This window comes from Dyadobacter sediminis (genome assembly GCF_005860765.1).
GTDB classification, from domain to species: domain Bacteria; phylum Bacteroidota; class Bacteroidia; order Cytophagales; family Spirosomataceae; genus Dyadobacter; species Dyadobacter sediminis.
Window position 1 is genome coordinate 355717 of record NZ_VCEI01000029.1, and the last position, 21484, is coordinate 377200.

At 42.8% G+C, this 21484-nt stretch carries 18 protein-coding genes; 4 read left to right on the forward strand and 14 right to left on the reverse strand.

Annotation, left to right across the window (positions count from 1 at the left end; translation table 11 throughout):
* The first annotated feature begins 147 nt into the window (after nt 1–147).
* Together hemB and FEM55_RS20965 are read left to right on the forward strand one after the other, a co-directional pair.
* Nucleotides 148–1131 (forward strand): porphobilinogen synthase, encoded by a 984-nt coding sequence (hemB, locus tag FEM55_RS20960; protein WP_171036619.1) that lies wholly within the window; start codon nt 148–150, stop codon nt 1129–1131.
* A 651-nt stretch (nt 1132–1782) separates the two neighbouring features.
* On the forward strand, nt 1783–3315 hold the full coding sequence (locus tag FEM55_RS20965; RefSeq protein WP_229209362.1) for a M20/M25/M40 family metallo-hydrolase: 1533 nt from the start codon (nt 1783–1785) through the stop codon (nt 3313–3315).
* 82 nt (nt 3316–3397) lie between these two features.
* Here FEM55_RS20965 and FEM55_RS20970 read toward each other — a convergent pair whose 3' ends face one another.
* Nucleotides 3398–5581, reverse strand: coding sequence for a S9 family peptidase (locus tag FEM55_RS20970; RefSeq protein WP_138283346.1), 2184 nt, complete (start codon nt 5579–5581; stop codon nt 3398–3400).
* A gap of 365 nt (nt 5582–5946) precedes the next feature.
* Here FEM55_RS20970 and FEM55_RS20975 point away from each other — a divergent pair, with 365 nt between their 5' ends.
* On the forward strand, nt 5947–6705 hold the full coding sequence (locus FEM55_RS20975) for a hypothetical protein (RefSeq protein ID WP_138283347.1): 759 nt from the start codon (nt 5947–5949) through the stop codon (nt 6703–6705).
* 142 nt (nt 6706–6847) lie between these two features.
* Here FEM55_RS20975 and FEM55_RS20980 read toward each other — a convergent pair whose 3' ends face one another.
* The 4 genes from FEM55_RS20980 to FEM55_RS20995 all read right to left on the reverse strand — a co-directional run bounded on the left by FEM55_RS20980 (nt 6848) and on the right by FEM55_RS20995 (nt 11126).
* Nucleotides 6848–7426, reverse strand: a complete 579-nt coding sequence (locus tag FEM55_RS20980; RefSeq protein WP_138283348.1) for a hypothetical protein — start codon at nt 7424–7426, stop codon at nt 6848–6850.
* Nucleotides 7423–8694 carry an LVIVD repeat-containing protein gene (locus FEM55_RS20985; RefSeq protein ID WP_308420234.1) on the reverse strand — a complete coding sequence of 424 codons (1272 nt, stop codon included), beginning with the start codon at nt 8692–8694 and terminating at the stop codon, nt 7423–7425. Before FEM55_RS20985 ends, FEM55_RS20980 begins: the two co-directional genes overlap by 4 nt.
* 415 nt (nt 8695–9109) lie before the next feature.
* The gene (locus FEM55_RS20990; protein ID WP_229209363.1) at nt 9110–10588 is read right to left on the reverse strand and encodes an outer membrane beta-barrel protein; all 1479 of its coding nucleotides are present in this window, start codon (nt 10586–10588) and stop codon (nt 9110–9112) included.
* On the reverse strand, nt 10557–11126 hold the full coding sequence (locus FEM55_RS20995) for an RNA polymerase sigma factor (RefSeq protein WP_138283350.1): 570 nt from the start codon (nt 11124–11126) through the stop codon (nt 10557–10559). The genes FEM55_RS20990 and FEM55_RS20995 overlap by 32 nt, the downstream gene beginning before the upstream one ends.
* Nucleotides 11127–11414: 288 nt before the next feature.
* Between FEM55_RS20995 and FEM55_RS21000 the strand changes: the two genes are divergently transcribed.
* Nucleotides 11415–11711 carry a muconolactone Delta-isomerase family protein gene (locus FEM55_RS21000; protein WP_138283351.1) on the forward strand — a complete coding sequence of 99 codons (297 nt, stop codon included), beginning with the start codon at nt 11415–11417 and terminating at the stop codon, nt 11709–11711.
* 70 nt (nt 11712–11781) lie between these two features.
* Here the strand turns inward: FEM55_RS21000 and msrC are convergent, their stop codons facing one another.
* The 9 genes from msrC to FEM55_RS25420 all read right to left on the reverse strand — a co-directional run bounded on the left by msrC (nt 11782) and on the right by FEM55_RS25420 (nt 21331).
* Nucleotides 11782–12267 carry a free L-methionine (R)-S-oxide reductase MsrC gene (msrC, locus tag FEM55_RS21005; RefSeq protein WP_138283352.1) on the reverse strand — a complete coding sequence of 162 codons (486 nt, stop codon included), beginning with the start codon at nt 12265–12267 and terminating at the stop codon, nt 11782–11784.
* A 232-nt stretch (nt 12268–12499) separates the two neighbouring features.
* Complete coding sequence (locus FEM55_RS21010) at nt 12500–13657, reverse strand: 2-isopropylmalate synthase (RefSeq protein WP_138283353.1); 1158 nt, start codon at nt 13655–13657, stop codon at nt 12500–12502.
* 261 nt (nt 13658–13918) lie between these two features.
* Nucleotides 13919–14989, reverse strand: coding sequence for a 3-isopropylmalate dehydrogenase (gene leuB / locus FEM55_RS21015; RefSeq protein WP_138283354.1), 1071 nt, complete (start codon nt 14987–14989; stop codon nt 13919–13921).
* Between the two features lie 61 nt (nt 14990–15050).
* The gene (locus FEM55_RS21020; protein ID WP_138283355.1) at nt 15051–16622 is read right to left on the reverse strand and encodes a hydroxymethylglutaryl-CoA lyase-like TIM-barrel protein; all 1572 of its coding nucleotides are present in this window, start codon (nt 16620–16622) and stop codon (nt 15051–15053) included.
* A gap of 83 nt (nt 16623–16705) precedes the next feature.
* Nucleotides 16706–17302: a 3-isopropylmalate dehydratase small subunit gene (gene leuD, locus FEM55_RS21025; RefSeq protein WP_138283356.1), complete on the reverse strand. Its 597-nt coding sequence runs from the start codon at nt 17300–17302 to the stop codon at nt 16706–16708.
* Between the two features lie 86 nt (nt 17303–17388).
* Nucleotides 17389–18792: a 3-isopropylmalate dehydratase large subunit gene (leuC, locus tag FEM55_RS21030; RefSeq protein WP_138283357.1), complete on the reverse strand. Its 1404-nt coding sequence runs from the start codon at nt 18790–18792 to the stop codon at nt 17389–17391.
* A 182-nt stretch (nt 18793–18974) separates the two neighbouring features.
* A complete protein-coding gene (locus FEM55_RS21035) occupies nt 18975–19835 on the reverse strand; it encodes an AraC family transcriptional regulator (protein WP_138283358.1) in 861 nt (286 codons plus the stop codon).
* Between the two features lie 30 nt (nt 19836–19865).
* Nucleotides 19866–21023 carry a hypothetical protein gene (locus FEM55_RS21040; protein ID WP_138283359.1) on the reverse strand — a complete coding sequence of 386 codons (1158 nt, stop codon included), beginning with the start codon at nt 21021–21023 and terminating at the stop codon, nt 19866–19868.
* 161 nt (nt 21024–21184) lie between these two features.
* Nucleotides 21185–21331 (reverse strand): HepT-like ribonuclease domain-containing protein, encoded by a 147-nt coding sequence (locus FEM55_RS25420; protein ID WP_374756487.1) that lies wholly within the window; start codon nt 21329–21331, stop codon nt 21185–21187.
* Between the last annotated feature and the right edge of the window lie 153 nt (nt 21332–21484).

Consider the following 21484-nt stretch of genomic DNA (forward strand, 5'->3'; position numbering starts at 1 on the left):
AGCAGAAAACAAGCCTGACCGTTTTGAGCAAAGAACCCGTTTGCGTTTGAAACTCTTGTTTTCCCGAGTTGGTTATTTGTAAAGTACATATAATAATCAGCCTTTATAAAAAGCCGACAGCTTACAACTGCTCGCATACAGCCCATCATGATCAATATATCCCGCCGCCCGCGGCGCAATAGAAAATCGTCTGCAATCAGAGATCTGGTGCAGGAAACTACGCTGCAGGTTTCCGATTTTATTTTTCCCATGTTCGTTCAGGAAGGTACAAACCAGAAAGTGGAGGTTAAATCCATGCCGGGCATTTACCGGTTTTCTCTGGAGAATCTGCTTGAAGAGCTTAAAGAAGTTACAGATCTGGGAATTCGGGCCATTGATCTTTTTCCCAATTATGCGGAAAGTAAAAAAGACCGTTTCGCTTCTGAAAGCTATAAGGAAGACACCTTTTACCTGAAAGCCATTACAGCCATCAAGGAGAAGTTTCCTGACCTCGCCATTATGACGGATGCGGCCATGGACCCGTACAGCTCCGACGGACATGACGGTTTGGTAGAAAATGAAAAAATCCTGAATGATGCCACGCTGGAGATCCTTGCTAAAATGACGCTTGCCCAGGCAAAAGCGGGAGCAGATATAATCGGACCCAGTGATATGATGGACGGACGTATCGGATACATTCGCAGCAACCTGGATCTGAACGGGTTTACGGATGTCAGCATTATGTCGTATTCAGCAAAATACGCCAGCGCATTTTATGGCCCGTTCCGCGATGCACTCGAATCTGCACCAAAATTCGGTGATAAAAAAACGTATCAGATGAATCCGGCCAATAAAAGAGAAGCGTTGCTTGAAGCTCAGCTGGATTTTCAGGAAGGTGCGGATATGCTGATGGTAAAACCTGCGTTGTCTTATCTTGACATTATCCGTTTGCTGCACGAGAATTTTGATATTCCAATCGCTGCGTACAACGTTTCGGGTGAATACGCTATGGTGAAAGCCGCTGCCCAAAATGGCTGGCTTGACGGCGAACGCGCTATGATGGAAGTATTGATGAGTATTCGTCGTGCCGGTGCCAAATGTATTCTTACCTATTTTGCTAAAGAAGCCGCAGTAATATTAAACGGAAGGTAATTTAATGGCTCCTGCGGAGCCGCCTGTTTCTGGAAAAAACAACATCAAATAATTCGGGCGGCTCCGCAGGAGCCTCTTTGCAAGGTAAATTGTTCCTATTCACATTGCTACAAACAGGGTGCCGCTCCGCGGCCAAACGCATGCTGCTACGGAGTAGCACCCTGTTTGTAGAAAGTTACGAAAATGCACAATGCAAGCTACAAACAGGGTGCCGCTCCGCGGCAAAGGGCATGCTGCTACGGAGTAGCATTCTGTTGGTAGAAATGTTACGAAGATGCACAATGCAAGGCTCCTGCGGAGCCGCCTGTTTCTGGAAAAAACGACATCAATAATGTTTGGGGTTCCTGTGAACCCTCCTTCTTACGAGGTAAATTGTTCCTATTCACATTGCTATAAACAGGATGCCGCTCCGCGGCCAAACGTATGCTGCTACGGAGTAGCACCCTGTTTGTAGAAAGTTACGAAGATGCACAATGCAGGGCTCCTGCGGAGCCGCCTGTTTTTGGAAAAAACAACATCTAATTGCTACAAACAGGGTGCCGCTCCGCGGCCAAACGAATGCTGCTATACAACAACATCCTGTTTATAAAAATTTAACCTGAAAATGGTTATTTTGTAGATTATCTCTTTTACCAACAATTCTTTTTACCAATGAATGCAAAATTCACAATGCTGGCTTTTATATGCCTGATACAAATCAACCCGTTTGCTTCTGCTCAGAAGAAAGGCAACGAACTACCTGAATCTCAGATCAGGAAATCCGAAACGGAAGCACATTTGCGCTTTTTGGCATCGGACGAACTGCTGGGCCGTCGTACGGGTGAACAGGGCAATTTTGTAGCAGCCAGGTATATAGCAGAGCAGTTTCGCAAATTGGGCTTAAAACCGGTTGCTTCCGATTCCGGAACAAATGTCTCTTCTTATTATCAAAATGTTCCTTTTCAGAAAACAGGCGCCAATGGAACGGGCCAAATTGTTGCGGACGCTGAAATCATGAAAAGCGGCGATGACTGGATTCTGATGAACGGAGAAGCATCCGACCTGAAAGCTCCAATCGTTTATGCAGGCTACGGACTGGAAAATGCATCAAAAAAATGGGACGATTACAAAGGTCTGGACGTGAAAGGGAAAATTGTGTTGATACAAAGCGGAACGCCTGACGTGCAAACTCCTTCCGAAATCATTGCTTCTTCTATTGAAAAAAGAAAACTTGCCGTTGAAAAAGGAGCCTTAGGCATTATTGAGTTGTTTAATGCTCCTATTCCCTGGAACGTTGTCAACAAATATTTTGCAGGCGAACAGATTTCTCTGGCACAAGGCGACGATGCAGCCTTGAAGTCCATTCCGCATGCATGGGTTAATGGCAAAGAAGCCCGTTTTTCTCGCGCGCTACGCGGCGTTAAGGAAGTAGAATTTAAAACAAGCGGCAGAAAAAGTACTTTAATCAATAGCTATAACGTGGCCGGATTCATTCCGGGAACTGATCCGGAACTGAAAAAAGAATACGTTTTACTGACCGCACATTACGATCATGTCGGCGTTGGCAAACAAGGCGGACAACCTTTTACGCCGCAGGATAGCATCTTTAATGGTGCACGTGACAATGCATTTGGTACCGTCGCATTGCTTACTGCAGCAGAAGCTTTGTCAAAAAAACCTGCAAAACGCTCTGTTCTGGTGATTGCGCTTACGGGTGAAGAAGTCGGATTGCTTGGCAGCAAATATTATGCAAGTCATCCTTTGATGCCGCTGAACAAATGTATTTTAAATCTTAACTCCGACGGTGCCGGTTACAACGACACAACCATTGTTGCTGTAATGGGACTGGAAAGAACGGGTGTAAAAGCAGAAATTGAAACAGCAAGCAAGTTTTTCGGATTAGGTGTGTTTGCCGATCCTTCGCCGGAGCAAGGTTTGTTCGACCGGTCCGATAATGTCAGTTTTGCAAAGGAAGGAATTCCGGCACCGACATTTACGCCGGGTTTCAGGGAATTCAATGGCGATATCATGAAAAATTATCATCAGGTTTCAGACAATCCCGAAACGGTTGATTTTAATTATCTACTAAAATTCTGTCAGGCTTATGCTTACACGACGCGGCTGATTGCTGATCGTAAAACTGCCCCGCAATGGATAGCCGGTGACAAATACGAAGCAGCTGCCAAGAAGTTGTACGGGAAATAATGTTTCTTATATCTTATCAATCAAATAAAAAGCCGGACAAGCCGGCTTTTTATTTGATTGACACTTCTGGAATTTACTGCTGTTACCTTGCTCCCGGAGGACAATTTTTCTTCAGATAATCCGTAAACAAAGTCCTTAAATGCAGGGAAGTGCCTTCGCCTTCGTAAATACCGTGTGAACGGTTTGGATAAGGCATGAACTGAAATACTTTATTATTCTTTATCAGTTCATTAACAAGCATTTCGGCATTCTGGTAATGTACGTTGTCATCGCCGGTTCCATGTATGTAAAGCAGATTTCCTATCAGGTTCTTTGCATGCGTAATGGGCGAGCCTTTTACAAAATCTTCCCGGTTTTCCTGTGGAATTCCCATGTAACGTTCCTGATAAATATTGTCGTACGTCAGCTGGTTTCCTACTGCTGCCACTGCAATTCCCGTTTTAAAATGCTGCGGATACTGAAAAAGTAAATTCAGCGTGGAAGAACCGCCGCCGCTCCATCCGTGAACGGCTACGCGGCTTGTATCAATGAATGGATATTTTTTAAACATGGCCGTTGCAGCGCCATCCATATCTTTAATATTGACGATTCCGATGTTCCTGTAAATTGCTTTCCGCCATGCGCGGCCTTTTGGCGAAGGCGTTCCCCGGTTGTCCATGGAAGCATATATGTAGCCATCTTCTGCCATGCTTCCGGCATATAAACGGTTGCGGCCAGTTCCGTAAACATCTTTTACAGTGCTTCCTGCCGGTTCTCCGTACACGGTGAAAACGATCGGATATTTTTTTGCCGGATCAAAGTTGGAAGGTTTTACCATCCATGCATCCACTTCGACACCCTCTTCTGTTTTTATTTTAAAAAACTCAATATCCAGAGCTGCCGGTCGGATCCGCATCATAGTCTGACTAATGGAATTGGCCGGGTCAATGGATTTGTGATCAGGAAGTGAAATCCATTCGGTCATTGGGGTAAGACGGGCATTGGAAAAACTATGTCTCCCAAATTTACCCAAAGGCGAGATTTCATAATTATGCGATCCGGCCTGATCTGCCGGAGAAAGACGAACGGTTTTTCCTTTTCCGTCGAGCGAAGTTTTATACAAATAACTTTGCGTTGCATTGTCCGGCGAAGCAATGAAATAATATGCATTGTTCTTTTCATCAATACGCACCGGATGGATCATATCATAGTTTCCGACCGTGATCAAGGTTTCTTTTTTACCGTCCCGGCTAACCCGGTAAGTATGCCGCCAGCCATCTTTTTCACTCACCCACAAAAATTCTTTCCCATTGTTGATCCAGTCCCAGCCAACGGGATCATCTTCCCAGCGGCTTTTAATATCAATAAAAGCTTCATCTTTCTCAGAATAAAATGGTCTGGAACTGCCGTCTGCAGTATTGATGTATAAAAGCGTGCTCTCGTTTTGCTTGCGGTTCAACTGCTGAATCACCAGTTCATTCGGCTGTCCGGACCATTCCATTCGGGGCACGTACGTATTTTGCGGATCGCCGGGAATATTCATCCATTTGGTTTGTGCAGTGGCAATGTCAACAACGCCGATTTTGTAAGGCGAAGGCGTTTCGCCTACTTTCGGATATTCAACCGGCACATTGAAGGAATAAATCGAATCCGTTGTATTGATCATCAGAAAATTGCGGATTTTACGCGCATCAAGCTGCCAGTATGCAACGGCTTTGCTGTCGTCACTCCAACGGAAACCGTCGCGGCAGTCAAATTCTTCTTCATAAGCCCAGTCGAACGTGCCATTGATAATGCGGTCGGTTCCGTCCGTTGTAAGCTGCTTAATCTGACCGCTTTGAAGATCCTCCGCATATACATTGTGATTGCTTACATAAGCCGCCTTTTTACCGTCGGGTGAAAACTTTGCAAACATCAGCGAAGAAGCGGGAAGACCTTTTCCAAGCTGTTTGAGCGACTTGGAAGCCATATCAAAAAGCCAGTAATCGCCACGCGTATCGTAGCGCCACACTCTCTTTGTATTGGTATAAATCAGCACTTTGTCACCGGCCTTGCTCATTGTATAACTTCTTATGGAAAGCGCCGTATTGGTTCCTGCCAGCGTAAGCTGCGCTTTTGTAACAATGGTTTTTGGCTGATTGGAAGGCAACGCTACTTCTATGATTTCATCTTCAGCCACATCCCGGTACCCGCTTCCATCCGGAAGCCATTGAAAAGTATCAGGAATCTGGGCAGAAAGCTGAAAAGTAAGAAACGTTAAAATGAATGTCTTTAAAATATGCTTCATCGGAGCTTTGAAATAGATAGTATAACAACTAAGATAATGCAATTTTAATACATTGATTTTCAAAAACACCATTATTGCCGCACGGAATGTAATAAGCCGCTCATATTGACTGCATTCGCACATTGCTAGAAGTATTGAAAATCTTTGTATTAAAAATGAAAAGTCAATTTCCTGTTTTTACTGATCGAAATTCTATAATAAATGCATATAAAAGGATCATGTACGGGATTAAATGCTTGGAAAATATCGTTTGCACAGCCATTCCTGCCTGTTGGTAATAATATATCTAAAATCAATACAGGTTATAAGTTCTTTGAGGCTGATAAAACGTATTGTTTCATTCTAACATTTTTTCCAATTTCATTATGAATCTAAGTAAAGGATTTCCGCTTACAATCAGTGCAGCATGTTTCTCTGCATTACTCATGATGAGCAGCTGCTCAAAAGATGATTTACAGACTCCTCAGCCGAATAGGCATAACAACAATTCCAATTTGCGCGAAACAGCTCCCGGTTACGAGAGTGGTACACTGACGCCAATTCAAGTTGATTATTTCTATCCAACCAATATTGGGAAGACAGGAGAAAATGTATTCCCAGATGGATGGCAGATGCAGCAAGGTTTTGGCATATCAACTTACTATTCATTGGGCGCAGCTACTGGATACAATTCGACAACTATTGACTGGTTGAAGGGTTATTACCATACAAATATTCCCAAGCCAGTTCCAAATGTTGATCATTTTCTAACGCTCAAGACAAGCACAGGCCTTGCAAAATGGGCTCATGCGACCACTCAATTAAAGAACCTTATACCTGGCAAAAAATATGAAGTGACTTATTATGTTTCAACATACATGCCTTCCGCTTTACCTTCCTCAATAGACCCATATTATGCAAAGGGTCGTGTTTATACTCAAACAGCATTTGGCAGTATAGACAGTCAAACTTTTGAAGACAACTTAATAGGTAAGGAAGAGCAATGGGTTAAAAGAACCATTCAATTTACAGCTCAAAAATCGACTGCAAGTTTTAAAATTAGTGCTCTTCATCCTACAAATGCGAATGAGCATACCTGGTCTTTTTTGAATGTTCATCTTGATTCTGTAAAGCGATTGTTCTAATCAGTATGTATTAAAGGCATAGTAAAAGTTGTGCAGTAAATTTCAGGTTAATGCAAAGAAAATCCCTGAGCAGCAGTTGCTCAGGGTTTAAATGAATCAAATATTCTATTATTTATCACTGGAAAAAAGCATTCTCATCAATTTAAAGATACATTCCCAATCTTAAAGCAAGACGATTATAAATGCGTTCTTCAAAGCGGACTTGCTGATCATACCAGAGAGGTTTGTCAACATGGAGTTCCTGTCTTTTATAACTGAAGACAATCGTGAATGCATTGCCGCCCGGCTTACCGTATTTTACACCAATTCCCGGATTCAGCATCCAGCCTCCTTTTGTATTATATCCGTCCGTATCCTGATGAAACCAAGTAAATCCATAACCTGCATCCAGCGTCCCGAACAACCGGGCGGATCTGCCCTCAAACAAATCATAGCGTATTCCGGCAGCAAACGGGTTAACCAAAGCAGTTTTATACCAATCCATTCCGGCTGTTACTCCGGCGGACATCCTTCTGTTTAGCTGCAAACCATTGTAAATCTGGGCAGTAATACTTGCCTTGCTTTCAACCGCGTTTTGCTGGTAGCCATAAGAAGATTTGACACGGCCAAACAAACCGCCGAATTCGGTATGATTGACATACTTTCGTTTAAACGTATTTTCCTGCGCAAGCAAAGAACCTGAAAGCAGAAAACAGATCAGTAGATATGAAAGTGATTTCATTTGGAAACAGGGATTTTGCTGAGCAAACGAAGATTTTTAACATCACTGGCATCATACTGATAAAACCCGTCCTTGCCAATTACAAGGACCGTTTTACCCAATGAAATTACATCGTATGCATCCATGTCTTTGAAGTGCGCAAGCAACTTGCTTTCAATATCCATTTTATCCTCCGCATTAAAAATTTTCAATCCGAATTCGCCTTCGCACAAGTACAAGGTAGGAAAATCAATGCTGAGACCATGCGGGTTTTGCATTTGGTAACTTCTGATCAGCTGCGGCGATGACGCGTCACTTACATCCACAAGGTCCATCTGATTTTGGGTTCCCGCGCATGCCGTTCCGGTGCGGAGCGTAACGTATGCAATGTCGTCATGCACAACAACCGGATCGCATGCATTGCCGTGCTGAAATACCGATAATTGCTGCGGAGCCGAAGGATTGCTGTTGTCGTAAATGAACATTCCTGTGGACGAACCGATGAAAAGCCTGTTTTTGTATGGGAAAATAGTCTCAATATTCCAGCCCAGATTGATCGTCGAGAAATTAGAAGGCGTGCTGGGCTTGCTGATATTGAACAAATGAAGGCTGGATTGACTTACGGTATATAAAAAATTATCATGCAGTGCAAAACGGGCCATTGATCCGGCTTTGCCGCTTGTACCGCCGCTGTTGGAACTGGAAGAAGCAGATTTGCCCCCGAAAGAAGCCATATCGGAAAATGACATAGCTGTGGCGCTATTAAAAATAGGATACATGATATTTTCCTCACAATTTGTTGAAATCGTTTCAGTAACGTACTCTACTTTATAATCAGTAATCGCATTGTCCTGAATGCCGGCATTCGGTGCAGTCATCGTCCACCAAACGCCGTCAAACTGTCCTGTCTGGAAAACGTTATTTACTCTTCCTACTTCTTTGGGTGCATTTACATCGCTTATGTCCAAGGCTATAAGATCAGAAAAACTGTCGGCATACAGAATATTGCCTTTAACAGCTATATCGCCGTTTCCCGGTATATTAATGAACGATATGAAATTCGGGGCCGCGGGATTGCTGTTATCTATAATGTGAATGCCTTCTTTGATTTCATTGATGAAAAGATAATTGCCTTTGACATACATCTTTCCAGGCTTTTTAAGAGAATGAGCAGCTTCTGCTCTTACTGAACTTCGGATTTCAGCGAGTGGCCTGGAAATGGGTGTGAGGCGGCGTGATATTCTCGTTTCTGTACACTGATCGTTGCATGACCAAGAAACAAATGCCACAATTAGAAGAAGCAAATGTAAAAATCCGGCTTTCATAACTTTCGAGTTTAAAAGATTTGTAAAATATGGTTCAGGTAAGTTTTTATTGGACACCACGGATTGCTAAATGGTTGGAAACCAAAACAAAATCGTCCGAAAGCAATGCCTTCGGACGATAACGCACCCCGAAAATGCCAGGACTACCGGCATTTTTATTTTAGATAACTTTAATTTCCCGTTGTTGTTTAAACAAGATAATTATGAGTAATGCAGGCAAGTGTATTTTTACAACTTTTACCCTTTGTTCAAGATATTTTATTCATGGCTAACAGATTTCAGAAGACGATTAAATGCGACGGACAAAGCCTGCTGTTCTGAAGGTCTGTAAATGCTAGATTCAAAAGAATCGTGAATGGTTGGAATGTTCTTTAAATTTTTAAAAAGAATAACGAACTCCCCACGACACACCATACAGAACCGGATGTAAATCCAGATTTTGATTAGAACGGAATCCGGAAGAAACTGCTTTTTGATAAGAACCTGTAAGATTGGCTTTCCATTTTGATGATAGCCGGTAATTAAACCGCAGGCCTGTTGTTGCAGACCAGTTTACATGGCGGTAAATGTCATCGCTGGCCGTTGTCGTGATGATTTCACCGGATGCAGATTCCAGATCGTTGCTCAGGAAAAAATTAGCCATCATACCGCCCAGGACAGAGTAACTGAGCTTTTTATCCGGGTTAATTGTAAATCCGGCCTGAACAGGCAGCTGCAGATACTGATAATTGTTGCTGACCGTTTTGGATACATCGATATAAGTTGATCCGCCGTTTAAAAAATCATAACTGTTGTTGGGCGTATTCGGATTGGATGAAAGATCGGCAAAGGCATTTTCAAGAACATTGGCACTTCTGTAATTTTTAGCACTGAGCACATAACCTCCGCCTTCATAGCTGGAGTTACCCTGCAGATAACTGACGCCAAGCTCCACAGACCAGTGTTTTGAAAGCCGCATTCCGCCCTGCGTCTGGATGGCGTAAGAAGCACCGGGCTGACTGGAACCTGAAACCGATTTTCTGTTTGAAACGGAATTACTTGTAAATGCAAGCGGCGCTTCCTTGATTTTCAGATCCGGGTTAAAGGAAGCCGGCATCAAACCAAGTCCTGCCCAGTATTCCTTGTTTTTAACCGGTTTGACAGCTTCTTCGGTATTTGACTCAGGACGGAAGAAAACATAACGTTTCTGAAAATGAACCTCCAGATCGCTGTAAGGCAATGCAGCAAGCGCTTGTGAGGACACAAGCGTTTGCTGGCCTGTGATTTCCGAAATAGAATCATTGACATCTGTTGTTGCCAACAATGATCTTTCGGAATCAGAGATAGAAGAAGGGTTTATAATTTTTTGGGATTCATCAGCAGCAGCTGTGGATTTTTTATTCCGGGACGTGCTTTTTGCAAGGAAATGCTGTGAGGAATTCCTGAAAGCTGCGCGTTCGGTATTGGTATTTGTTTTGCTGTCCGGCTTGACCAAGGAATCAGTCTTTTTGTTTGGACCTACTGCCAGCGCATTGTCCTGAACTTCAGACTTTCCGGTTTGATCAGGCAAATTTTTAGAGGAGTCACCATTGGATTCCGGTACTCGGTCAGCAGCAATTTCTACATTTGCTTTATTGTGAATTTCTCCGGATTTCAAAAACCAGATTCCCGCTCCTACCAGCAGGATAGCAGCAATGGATGCAGCAGCATACCACAATTTTGGAGACTGCCACCAAAGCGGAACAATGGTGTTTTTATCATCCTTATCAAGATGCGCTTCTATTCCCTCCCAAACGGATTGAGGAGGTGTTTCAGAGGCTTCCTGAAAAGCCTTTCGCCACTGATCTTCAAAGTTGTTTATTTCGGACGGATCCATCATCAAATCTTTTTTCTTTGTTCAATTTTTGCTGCAGCAGGCTTCTTGCGCGTGCATACTGCGATTTTGAGGTTCCTTCGGATATCCCCAGTTTTTGTGCAATTTCATTATGCTGATAACCTTCAATGGCATACAGGTTGAAAATCGTCTGACAACCCGTAGGCAATTCCCGGATCAGTTCCAGTAACTGCTGCATCTGAAAATTGCCGAGAGTAATTTCCCTGTCGGCAATGCCATTGTGATGCATGTCAATATCATCCAGATCTTTCAGGTACTTTTGTTGCCTTAAGTGGTTCAGAGCCGTATTGACGACAACGGACCGGAGCCAGTATTCAAGCGGACTGTCGTTCCTGAAAGAATCAATATTTTCATAAATTTTAATAAACGCATCCTGCAGAACATCTTCTGCGTCAGCGCGGTTTTTGGTATAACGCAGGCAAATAGCAAACAACTTGCCACCAAAAACATCATAAAGTTGTTTTTGGGCGGCTCGGTTTCGCTGTTTACAGCCATTTACCAAATCCTTTTCGTTAAAATTCATCCGAAGTTTGGGGGTGCTTCGTTCGGTTTTAAATTATATCAGCACCGCTATCCAAAGATAGTTGAATACTGCATCTTTGTTATCCGGCTGAACATTTTTGGTTCTCAAACCGTACTAGGAGTGACACTCAAAAGATTAAAAGAGTTGGAAGCCTGTAAAAATTTCTTTGATGAAGAATCGTTTGTTCTTTAGTACATTACCCGCAGGAACTAATCATAACTTCTTATCCTTTTAATATAAGCTGAGATAAAATTCCAGGTATTTACATACACCTAACTTCTATCGCCCATGAGCCACTATATGGTTGAAATTCAGCTTCCCGCAGTGATGTCGGAAGATTTTACAGCGAAAATACCTGCTCAGAGAAAAAAGATCAATGAATTGATGGAGCAAGGCAGATTGATGTCGTATGCCCTTTCAGATGATTATTCAAGACTTTGGTGCGTGGTAAAAGCAGAGAGTGAGTTTGAAGTGATGTCGCTTGTTTCGGAGTTTCCACTGATTGATTACATGGACCCAAAAATTTCCAAACTTATGTTTAACAATGTTGTTGCATTAAGACTTCCCATGTTTTCGCTGAATTAAAAGTATAATTTGCATAAAAAACCCTCATTGCCTTCCGGTAATGAGGGTTTTTTATGCTCTTTTAGAAATATTAAAGCTTTCTCTCAATCAGTTTTATAATCTGCTCCAATCCTTCGGAATCGGCTGCTGAAAAGTCATCAAGTTCGTCACTATCCACGTCCAGCACCATGGCTACGGTTCCGTTCCGGTGAAAAACCGGAAGTACAATTTCTGATTTTGAAGCAGAACTGCAGGCAATATGGCCGGGAAACGCTTCTACATCCGGAACAACAATCGTTTCCTTGCGCGTGTAACTTGCTCCGCAAACTCCTTTATGGAATGGAATGCGCGTACAGGCAATCGGGCCCTGAAACGGTCCGAGCACAAGCTGGCCTTCTTTAACCAGATAAAATCCGACCCAGAAAAAACCGAACGCTTCTTTTAGCGCAGCGGTAATGTTGGACAAATTCGCTATCAGATCACTTTCATCTGCTATTAAAGCTTTAATCTGAGGAAACAGCGCATTGTAAACGGCTTTGCGATCCGCATTTACGGGAATCAATAATTCTTCTGCCATTTCTGAAAAATTGTAATGAAATTCATTTTGATCATGAACACCCGAAACCGCCCGGCGCGTTCATCAAAGCAGTAAAAAACCTTGGGTAAGGCACAAGAAAAAAGCCCTTAGTCAGAATCACCGAGGGCTTTTTGCAATCTGATGGATGTTATTGAATGTGTAATGTTACAAATAAATCTTCAAAACATCAAATTCAGATTCAATGGGTTATGTAATTTTAAGGATATTCTAATTATTCCACAGGAATGGCTGTACGTGCAAGATCAACAAGATCCGCATCGTTCACTTCCTTTTTCAGATCGGCAACTTCCAGGAACCGGGTGTAAAGTTCATCCAGCGCTGGCTTGTCAAAATTAAACCCAAGCAGTTCCAGACGGTGTTTCAAAGCATGGCGGCCGCTTCTTGCCGTCAGCACAATATCGGATTTGTCCACACCAACATCCTGCGGATTCATGATCTCGTAATTCAAAGTATGCTTAAGGAAACCGTCCTGATGAATACCCGAAGAATGCGCGAATGCATTACGCCCGACAATCGCTTTGTTGGCTTGTACCGGCATGCGCATCATTTTGGAAACCAGCTGGCTTGTAGGATAAATAAACTGCGAGTTCACTCCCGTTTCCAAACCAAGTTCCTTATGAACGTTCAAAGCCATCACTACTTCTTCCAGAGAAGTATTTCCGGCGCGTTCACCGATTCCGTTAATGGTAACTTCCACTTGCCGTGCTCCCTGCATAATTCCTGCAATGGAATTGGCAGTTGCAAGTCCGAGGTCATTATGGCAATGAATGGAAATAACTGCTTTATGAATATTGGAAACATTTTCAAATATGTACCGGATTTTTGCACCGTATTCATCCGGCAGGCAGTAGCCGGTGGTATCCGGGATATTTACGACCGTCGCACCGGCTCCGATTACTGCTTCTACAAGCTGTGCCAGAAAAACCAGATCCGCACGTCCTGCATCTTCACAGTAAAATTCAATGTCTTCTACTTTGCTCTTGGCGTATTTGGTAGCAGAAATTGCTCTTTCAATAATTTTTTCGCGCGTTGTGTTGAACTTATGCTGGATGTGAATATCGGATGAACCGATTCCGGTATGAATTCTTCCTCTGCGGGCATATTGCAACGCTTCTGCCGCAGCATCAATATCACCTTGTACAGCCCGGGACAATGCACAGATAACGGGTTCACGCACTGCTTTGGAAATCTCGACAACAGAACGAAAGTCACCCGGACTTGATACCGGAAAGCCTGCTTCAATAATATCTACACCGAGTTTTTCGAGTTGCCTGGCTACAACAATCTTTTCTTCTGTTGTTAATTGGCTGCCTGGAACCTGCTCGCCGTCTCGCAAAGTTGTGTCGAAGATCTGAACTCGATTACTCATTGGTGGGTAATAATTTTAATGGATACGAATTTAATAAATTTCAAACAATATAAAACCCTTTCCTGATGAGAGAAAGGGTTTTAAAACGAGTCAAAACTTAACCTTTCCCGCTATCACGGAAATATAAGAATAGTAAGATCAAGATTTGTATCGCGTGCGTTCATTGGAAAGTTGCGAAATTTCGCTAACTGTATGTTTGTTCTGCAAAGAAAACATAAGTTTTGCTTCTTGCAAATATAATTTGGCAAAACTTGTCGTTAATCAGATTCTTTTTAAAAGCTCAGTTCCGGCCGCCTGCGTATTCAGGATCATTTCGGGTGCTGTCGTCGCATCTGCAATATCCCGGGTTCTGAAACCGTCTTTCAGCAACTTGTCAACGGCTGCAATTATCGTTTCCGATTCTTCTTTCAGACCAAATGAAATATCCAGAAGCAATGCCGCAGACAAAACCGAAGCCAGTGGATTGGCAATGCCTTTTCCGGTAATATCATGCGCAGAACCGTGAATAGGCTCATAAACACCGGTACTGTCACCAACCGAAGCCGACGCAAGCATACCCATGGAACCCGCAATCTGGCTGGCTTCGTCCGTCAGAATGTCTCCGAACAAATTAGCTGTAACCACCACGTCAAAACGACGCGGATCTTTGATCAGCATCATGGCAGCAGAATCCACAAACTGGTGCTCTACTTCAATATCCGGGTATTCAGGAGCAAGCGCCTGAATTACTTCACGCCACAAACGACTCGTTTCCAAAACATTGGCTTTATCAACCGAACACAGTTTTTTACCACGCGTGCGTGCCGCCTCAAATGCCTTGCGCCCGATGCGTTCAACTTCGTAACGGCTGTATTCTGCAAGATCAAAAGCAGTATTGTTATCGTTTTTACGCCCTTTTTCACCAAAATAAATATCGCCGGTCAATTCTCTAAAGAAAAGAATATCGGAACCTTTCAGGATTTCAGGTTTGATGGAAGAAGCACCAAGCAGTTCATCAAATAATTTGATCGGACGCAAATTGGCATACAGCCCAAGTTCCTTGCGCATTTTCAGCAAACCTTGTTCAGGACGTACTTTTGCAGTTGGATCGTTGTCGTATTTGGGATGTCCGACAGCCCCGAAAAGAATGGCATCCGACGCACGCATTTTGGAAAGCGTTTCATCCGGAAGCGGGTTGCCTGTTGCTTCAATGGCAACATGGCCCATCAATGCTTCATCATAAACAAATTCATGACCGAATTTTTCGGCAATTTTTACCAGTACATTCTTTCCTACTTCGGTAACTTCCTGTCCGATTCCGTCGCCCGGAACGATTAATATATTCTTCTTCATTAAAGTGTTAAATTGATAATCAGATTTATTTGTATGCAGCCTTAAAAAGTTGTGGTTTTAGCTATAAAGCATTGATCAGCGGAATCTCGGAAACCAGCTGCGGAGCATTCGGAATACCGATCAGGTTCAGCATTTTCTGGGTAGCCATAATCGCAGAAACCGTCTGGTCCGAATCCAAACCCCGTGTTTTTACATCTTTTCCGTTAATTTCCCAGGTAATAATCGTTTCGCAGAGTGCATCCGTTTTTCCACCCGGCGGAATCCTTACCGCATAGTCGGTCAGCATCGGAAGGCTGATTCCTTTTTTACAGTATATTTTTTTAAGTGCGTTCATAAATGCGTCATACTGGCCGTCGCCCTGTGCATTTTCCTCGTAAACCTCATCGCCGAATTTTATCTGCAAAGTAGCAGACGGTTTCAGGTTTTTGGAATGCGTAAGGACATAATTTACAATAACTACTTTTTCCTCAATGGCATTGCTCGCAAGAATATCCGAAATAATGTACGGAAGATCTTCCGGCGTTACGGCTTCCTTTCTGTCTCCAAGCTCGATAATCCGCTGTGTAACTTTCCGAAGATCCGAATCGGAAAGCGTTATGCCAAGATCTCTGAGATTATTTTCAATATTGGCTTTACCCGAAGTTTTGCCCAGCGCATACAAACGCTGACGCCCAAAGCGTTCAGGCATCAACTTACTGAAATAGAGATTGTTCTTTTTATCGCCATCCGCGTGAATGCCGGCGGTTTGTGTAAAAACACTTTCTCCTACAATCGGCTTGTTGGAAGGAATGCGTATGCCTGAAAATGTCTCAATCAACTTGCTGATCGAATAAAGCGAGCGCTCGTTAACCGAAGTTTTGTACTCCGGCATCAGGTCATTCATAACGGCAATTGTACTCGCAAGCGGCGCATTTCCGGTTCTTTCACCCATTCCGTTTACGGTAAGATGCAGCCCGTGCGCGCCTGCTTTCAAAGCTTCCATGACATTGGCAACACTCAGATCGTAATCGTTATGCGCATGAAATTCAAAATGATGATTCGGGTAGCGGTCCACAATGGCCTTAACAAAGGCATAGGATTCTGAAGGCGTAAGAATGCCCAGCGTATCCGGAAGCAGAATTCTTTTAACCGGCTGCGTTGTCAGAAAGTCCAGCGAAGCAAAAACATACTCCGGCGAATTCCGCATGCCGTTGCTCCAGTCTTCCAGATATACATTGCATGCAATTCCGTTGGCTTCGGCCAGTTCAATGACATTGCGGATGTCTTCAAAATGCTGCTGCGGTGTTTTCTTTAACTGATACTTCAGATGATTCAGTGAACCTTTGGTTAAAAGATTCATTACTTTGGCACCTGCCTGCAGCATCCAGTTAATAGAAGCATCACCGTCCACAAATGTCAGAACTTCAATTTTATCCAGAAAACCGTTGCTCTTTGCCCAATCCGTAATTTTCTTCACCGCCTGAAATTCTCCTTCCGAAACACGGGCAGAAGCAATTTCAATACGGTCCACTTTTACTTCCTGAAGCAGGATTTGTGCAATGGTCAGTTTTTCTGAAGCAGAAAAAGACACTCCGCTGGTTTGTTCACCATCGCGGAGCGTCGTATCCATTATTTCAATATAGCGGCTGTTCATAGGAGCTTTCGGCTGAGCGGCCGTTCGCTTCCGGCACTAACGGTAAAGACGCCGATTGCCCGCAGCCAACTGCCGATGCCGTTTTAGTAAATTCTTTCGGTTTCAAACTCCCTTATTTCATTTTTCATTGCCTGAAGATAATCAATATCATCAAAGCCATTCATCAGATTGTGCTTTTTGTAGCCATTGATGTCAAATGATTCGCTTTCTCCTGTAGAAAGAATTATGATTTTCTGGTCAGGAAGGTTTACTTCCAGTTCTGCATTGGGATCAGCTTCAATGGCAAGAAATATTTTGTCCAGAAAAGCAGCACTGACCTGTACCGGCAAAATACCGATATTAAGTGAGTTACCTTTAAAAATATCAGCAAAAAAGCTGGAAACAACGCAACGGAAACCGTAATCATAGATAGCCCAGGCAGCATGTTCCCGGCTTGATCCGCTTCCGAAATTGTGACCGCCCACAAGGATTTTCCCGGAATAAATCGGATTGTTCAGAACAAAATCCTGCTTGGGCGTATCGTCTCCATTGTAGCGCCAGTCCCTGAAAAGGTTATCGCCAAAACCTTCGCGCTTTGTAGCTTTCAGAAAACGGGCCGGTATAATCTGGTCCGTATCAACGTTTTCTATAGGCAACGGAACTGCGGTACTTTTTAATATTGTGAATTTATCGTAAGCCATGGTTATGAGCTGTCAGCTATTGGCAAATAGCTTTATGTCCAGCGTTTATATTTTTAACTAAGTTTCAAAAGAACCGGAAATCCAAACTAAAGAAGCTCGCGGGGATCTGTAACTACTCCTGTCACGGCTGCGGCAGCGGCAACGAGCGGACTTGCCAGCAACGTACGGGCACCCGGCCCCTGACGTCCTTCAAAATTGCGGTTCGACGTGCTTACCGCATATTTTCCGGCCGGAATTTTATCATCATTCATGGCAAGACAAGCGGAACATCCCGGTTGGCGCAGTTCAAATCCTGCATCGGTAAGTATGTCCAGAATCCCTTCTTCCTTGATTTGTGCTTCTACAATATGCGAGCCCGGAACAACCCATGCCGTTACATTGTCCGCTTTTTTGCGGCCTTTTACAATGGATGCAAATGCACGGAAATCTTCGATACGGCCGTTTGTACAGCTGCCAATGAAAACGTAATCGATTTTCTTGCCCAGCATGGATTCATTTTCGTGAAAGCCCATGTAGTTCAGCGACTTGTCATACGTAGCCTTTCCGCCTTCCACCTGATCCGAAGTAGGAATCGCTCTGGATATACCCTGGCCCATTCCCGGATTGGTTCCGTACGTGATCATCGGCTCTATGTCCGCAGCGTCAAAAGTATATTCCTTGTCAAAAACAGCATCTTCGTCGGTTTTCAGTGTTTTCCAGTAAGCAAGCGCTTTGTCCCACTTCTCGCCTTTCGGAGCCTGCTCACGGCCATTGATATAGGCAAATGTCGTTTCGTCCGGAGCGATCATACCGCCGCGTGCGCCCATTTCAATACTCATGTTGCAAACGGTCATACGGCCTTCCATGCTCATGTTACGGAATACGTCGCCGGCATATTCTACGAAATAACCCGTTGCGCCCGCAGTAGTCAGTTTGGAAATAATGTATAAAGTAACGTCTTTCGGCGTAACGCCTTTGCCTAACGTACCGTTTACGTTCACACGCATTTTCTTTGGCTTTGGCTGCATGATGCATTGCGATGAAAGCACCATTTCAACTTCCGAGGTTCCAATTCCGAATGCAATGGCACCGAATGCACCGTGCGTGGAAGTATGCGAATCACCGCAGACGATCGTCATTCCCGGTAATGTAATTCCGTTTTCCGGACCTACAACGTGTACAATCCCGTTTCTTGCATGGCCAAGGCCCCAGTGTGAAATGCCGTATTTGGCCGAGTTTGTTTCCAGTGCTTTCAGCTGATTGGCAGAAAGCGGGTCCTGAACAGGAAGATGCTGGTTAAGTGTCGGTGTATTATGATCGGCAGTGGCAAATGTACGTTCCGGGTACATGACACCGATATTCCTGCTTTCGAGTCCGAGGAAAGCCACCGGACTTGTTACTTCATGGATAAAATGACGGTCTATAAAAAACACATCCGGACCGTCTGCAATTTTACGGACAACGTGTGCATCCCACACTTTGTCAAAAAGGGTACTCGCTTGATTACTCATTTTTTATAAATTAAAAATTTCGCCTCTGCAATACTGGCTTCAAAGAAATGACTGTGTAAAATGCAATTTCCTTCAAGAAGAAATGACAATACAAAGTAGAGAAAATTAAAAGGAACAAGGATAACGTTAAAGGCTCAAAAAATAGCGATTCTGGTTTGGGCGTATACTTTGAACGGAAATCTTTATTGTTTCAGTTCGGTATGTTTTTTGGGCGTAATCCCGAATTTGTCTTTGTAGGTTTTAATAAAATGCGAAACACTTTCATAACCGATTTCCGTACTGATCTCCGAAACGTTTCTGGTACTGTTCCGCAGTAAAAAATCGGCATAATCAAGGCGTTTGTTTTTAAGCCATAAAGCCGGAGAAGTATTGAATTCATCCTGAAAATCCCTTTTAAAAGCGGACAGACTTCGCCCGGAAAGCCTTGCCAGTTCATTCAATGTAAGCGGCTTAAGGTAATAACTGTTCATCAGAAACGACAAGTCCACTTTTTCGCCTTTATACAGACTATACAGAATGGCACGCAGTTGTTTGGACTTGTCGAGTTCCAGCAAATGCAGAAGCAGTTCCTGAAATTTCAGCCGCAGAAAATGGTTTTTCAGCTCCGTTCTGGACCGAAAATACGGAAATACGGATTGGATGAATTTTTCAAAATTATCGTCTGATTTAAGCAGCAGAATCGGATTTTCAAAGATTGTAACCGCTTCATCCGGATTAAAAAGCTCGGGATGCAGGCTGACGAATTCTTTCAGCAGTTTCTCATCAAAGAAAAATACAAGACTTTTATAAGATTCATTGATGGATTCCGACATCAGGTAAAAACCCCTTTGGATAAACAGAATATCGCCTTTTTCCACATGAACTTCCTGCGTCGGGCTTGTAAAGCGCTTTTCCCCTTCCAGCACCACAATGACTGCATGTTCTTCAAAAAAAACGTCATACTTGGAAGGATATACTTCATTGCGGTATGCAACAAAAGTCATATCCTGAATTTTCAAGGATTCAAATTCCTGTGAGCTGATATCGGAAGGGACGCGAAGCAAGGCGATGAATTGAAATAATGGAGCTAATCGTTATTTTTTGAACAGATCGTCTATACTTAGCAAATAATGGAGCGTAATCCTTGGCTTGTTAAAAAATTCAGTTTCTCCGAAAACCGAATAAAAATTTGCCAAATGGCCAACTTCCAGATTTAAGCGGCGTTTGTAACTGATTCCTCCATGTACGCCCAGAAACATTGGCCGATAATTTCTAAATACACCGCTATAATTGAATCCAAGATAAGGCCTTATTATTCCCGAACCAATATAACTGCCAAGGCCGGCCTCAAACGTGTTTAATGTAAACTTTTCAGCATGTGTATTATCGTATCGAATGACAAGTCCCGGCGTCATAAAATAATTCAGTCGGAAATACCGGTTTTGAAACCTTCTCGGCAACGTTATTCTCAGGCCAAATCCATACGTAAACTTATTCTTCATATTCAGAAGAGACGAATTCCAGTTTTCGCTTCCCAAATTTATATCCAGATCGTATACAACTTTATCGTCCGCTGAAACATTGACTTTTATTTCACCTGTCAATGACTGATTATACTGTTCAATATACTTTTTTATACTCTTTTTCTGGTAATCAGGAACGGGTACTTTAAAAGTTTCTGAATCGTAAGTGATACTTTGCAGCTGCCTTTTATAATCATCATATACCAGCAAATATTTCTTGTTATTTACTTCCTTATAAAACGGATAATTGTAAAGTTCAGTTAGCTGATTATCTTTCTCAACAAAAAAGCGGGACTCTTCTGTAAGATCGACATATTCATATAAAGATGCTTTTTCTCCGGCTACAATTTTCTGCAAAAAGATATGAACAGAATCTTTGGCAACCATGGACGGAGCCGTCTTATAAATTTGCGCCAGCGTAATATCACGGATTCCGATTTTCTTGCTCCTGTAATTTGCCTTATTAAGAGGAATACAAAATGCAGCTATTTGCTTGGCCGAATATGGCTCTTCGATGGAATCATCTTTCTTTTTAAACAAAATTTTGGTCGGACTTGAAGTCCAGCCTTCATCTCTGACTGATCCGAAAATCGTATCATTTTGAGTGGTTACTATATAACCTTCCAGTAATTTTCCCTGCCCATTTGCATTGGATATGGTAAAAGCAAAGAAAACAGATGAAAAAATTGCAGTTAGTAAAAACGTAACGCGAGTAAAATTAAATAGCATAATGAAAGTGTATGATGAATAATAAAACTTGAATTTGGCAGATTGTAAATCTTTTCATTTTATAGTTACGGCATGCTCTTTGAAAACATGTCATATTCTGAATTTAAGAGATTCAAATTCCTGTGAACTGATATCGGACGGAATGCGAAGCAAGGTAATTGTTAGGACTGTTTTTCTTTTTCAATAATGTAATCAATCCATTCTTTGGCAAGAGGAATATTGTTTTGAATAACATCCCAAACAATGGCATAATCGACCTGAAAATACTGATGAATCAAAACATCTCTGAGTCCGGTCAGCCGCGCCAGTCAACTTCATTATACTTATAACGTATTTCGTCCGGAAATTTTTAGCTGCTTCGCCAATGATTTCGATGCTTCTTAAATATGCTCGGCTGATTAAATCATCATCCATAAACTTTTCGAAAGAAACATTGGATGAATGTATTACAAGAAAATTCA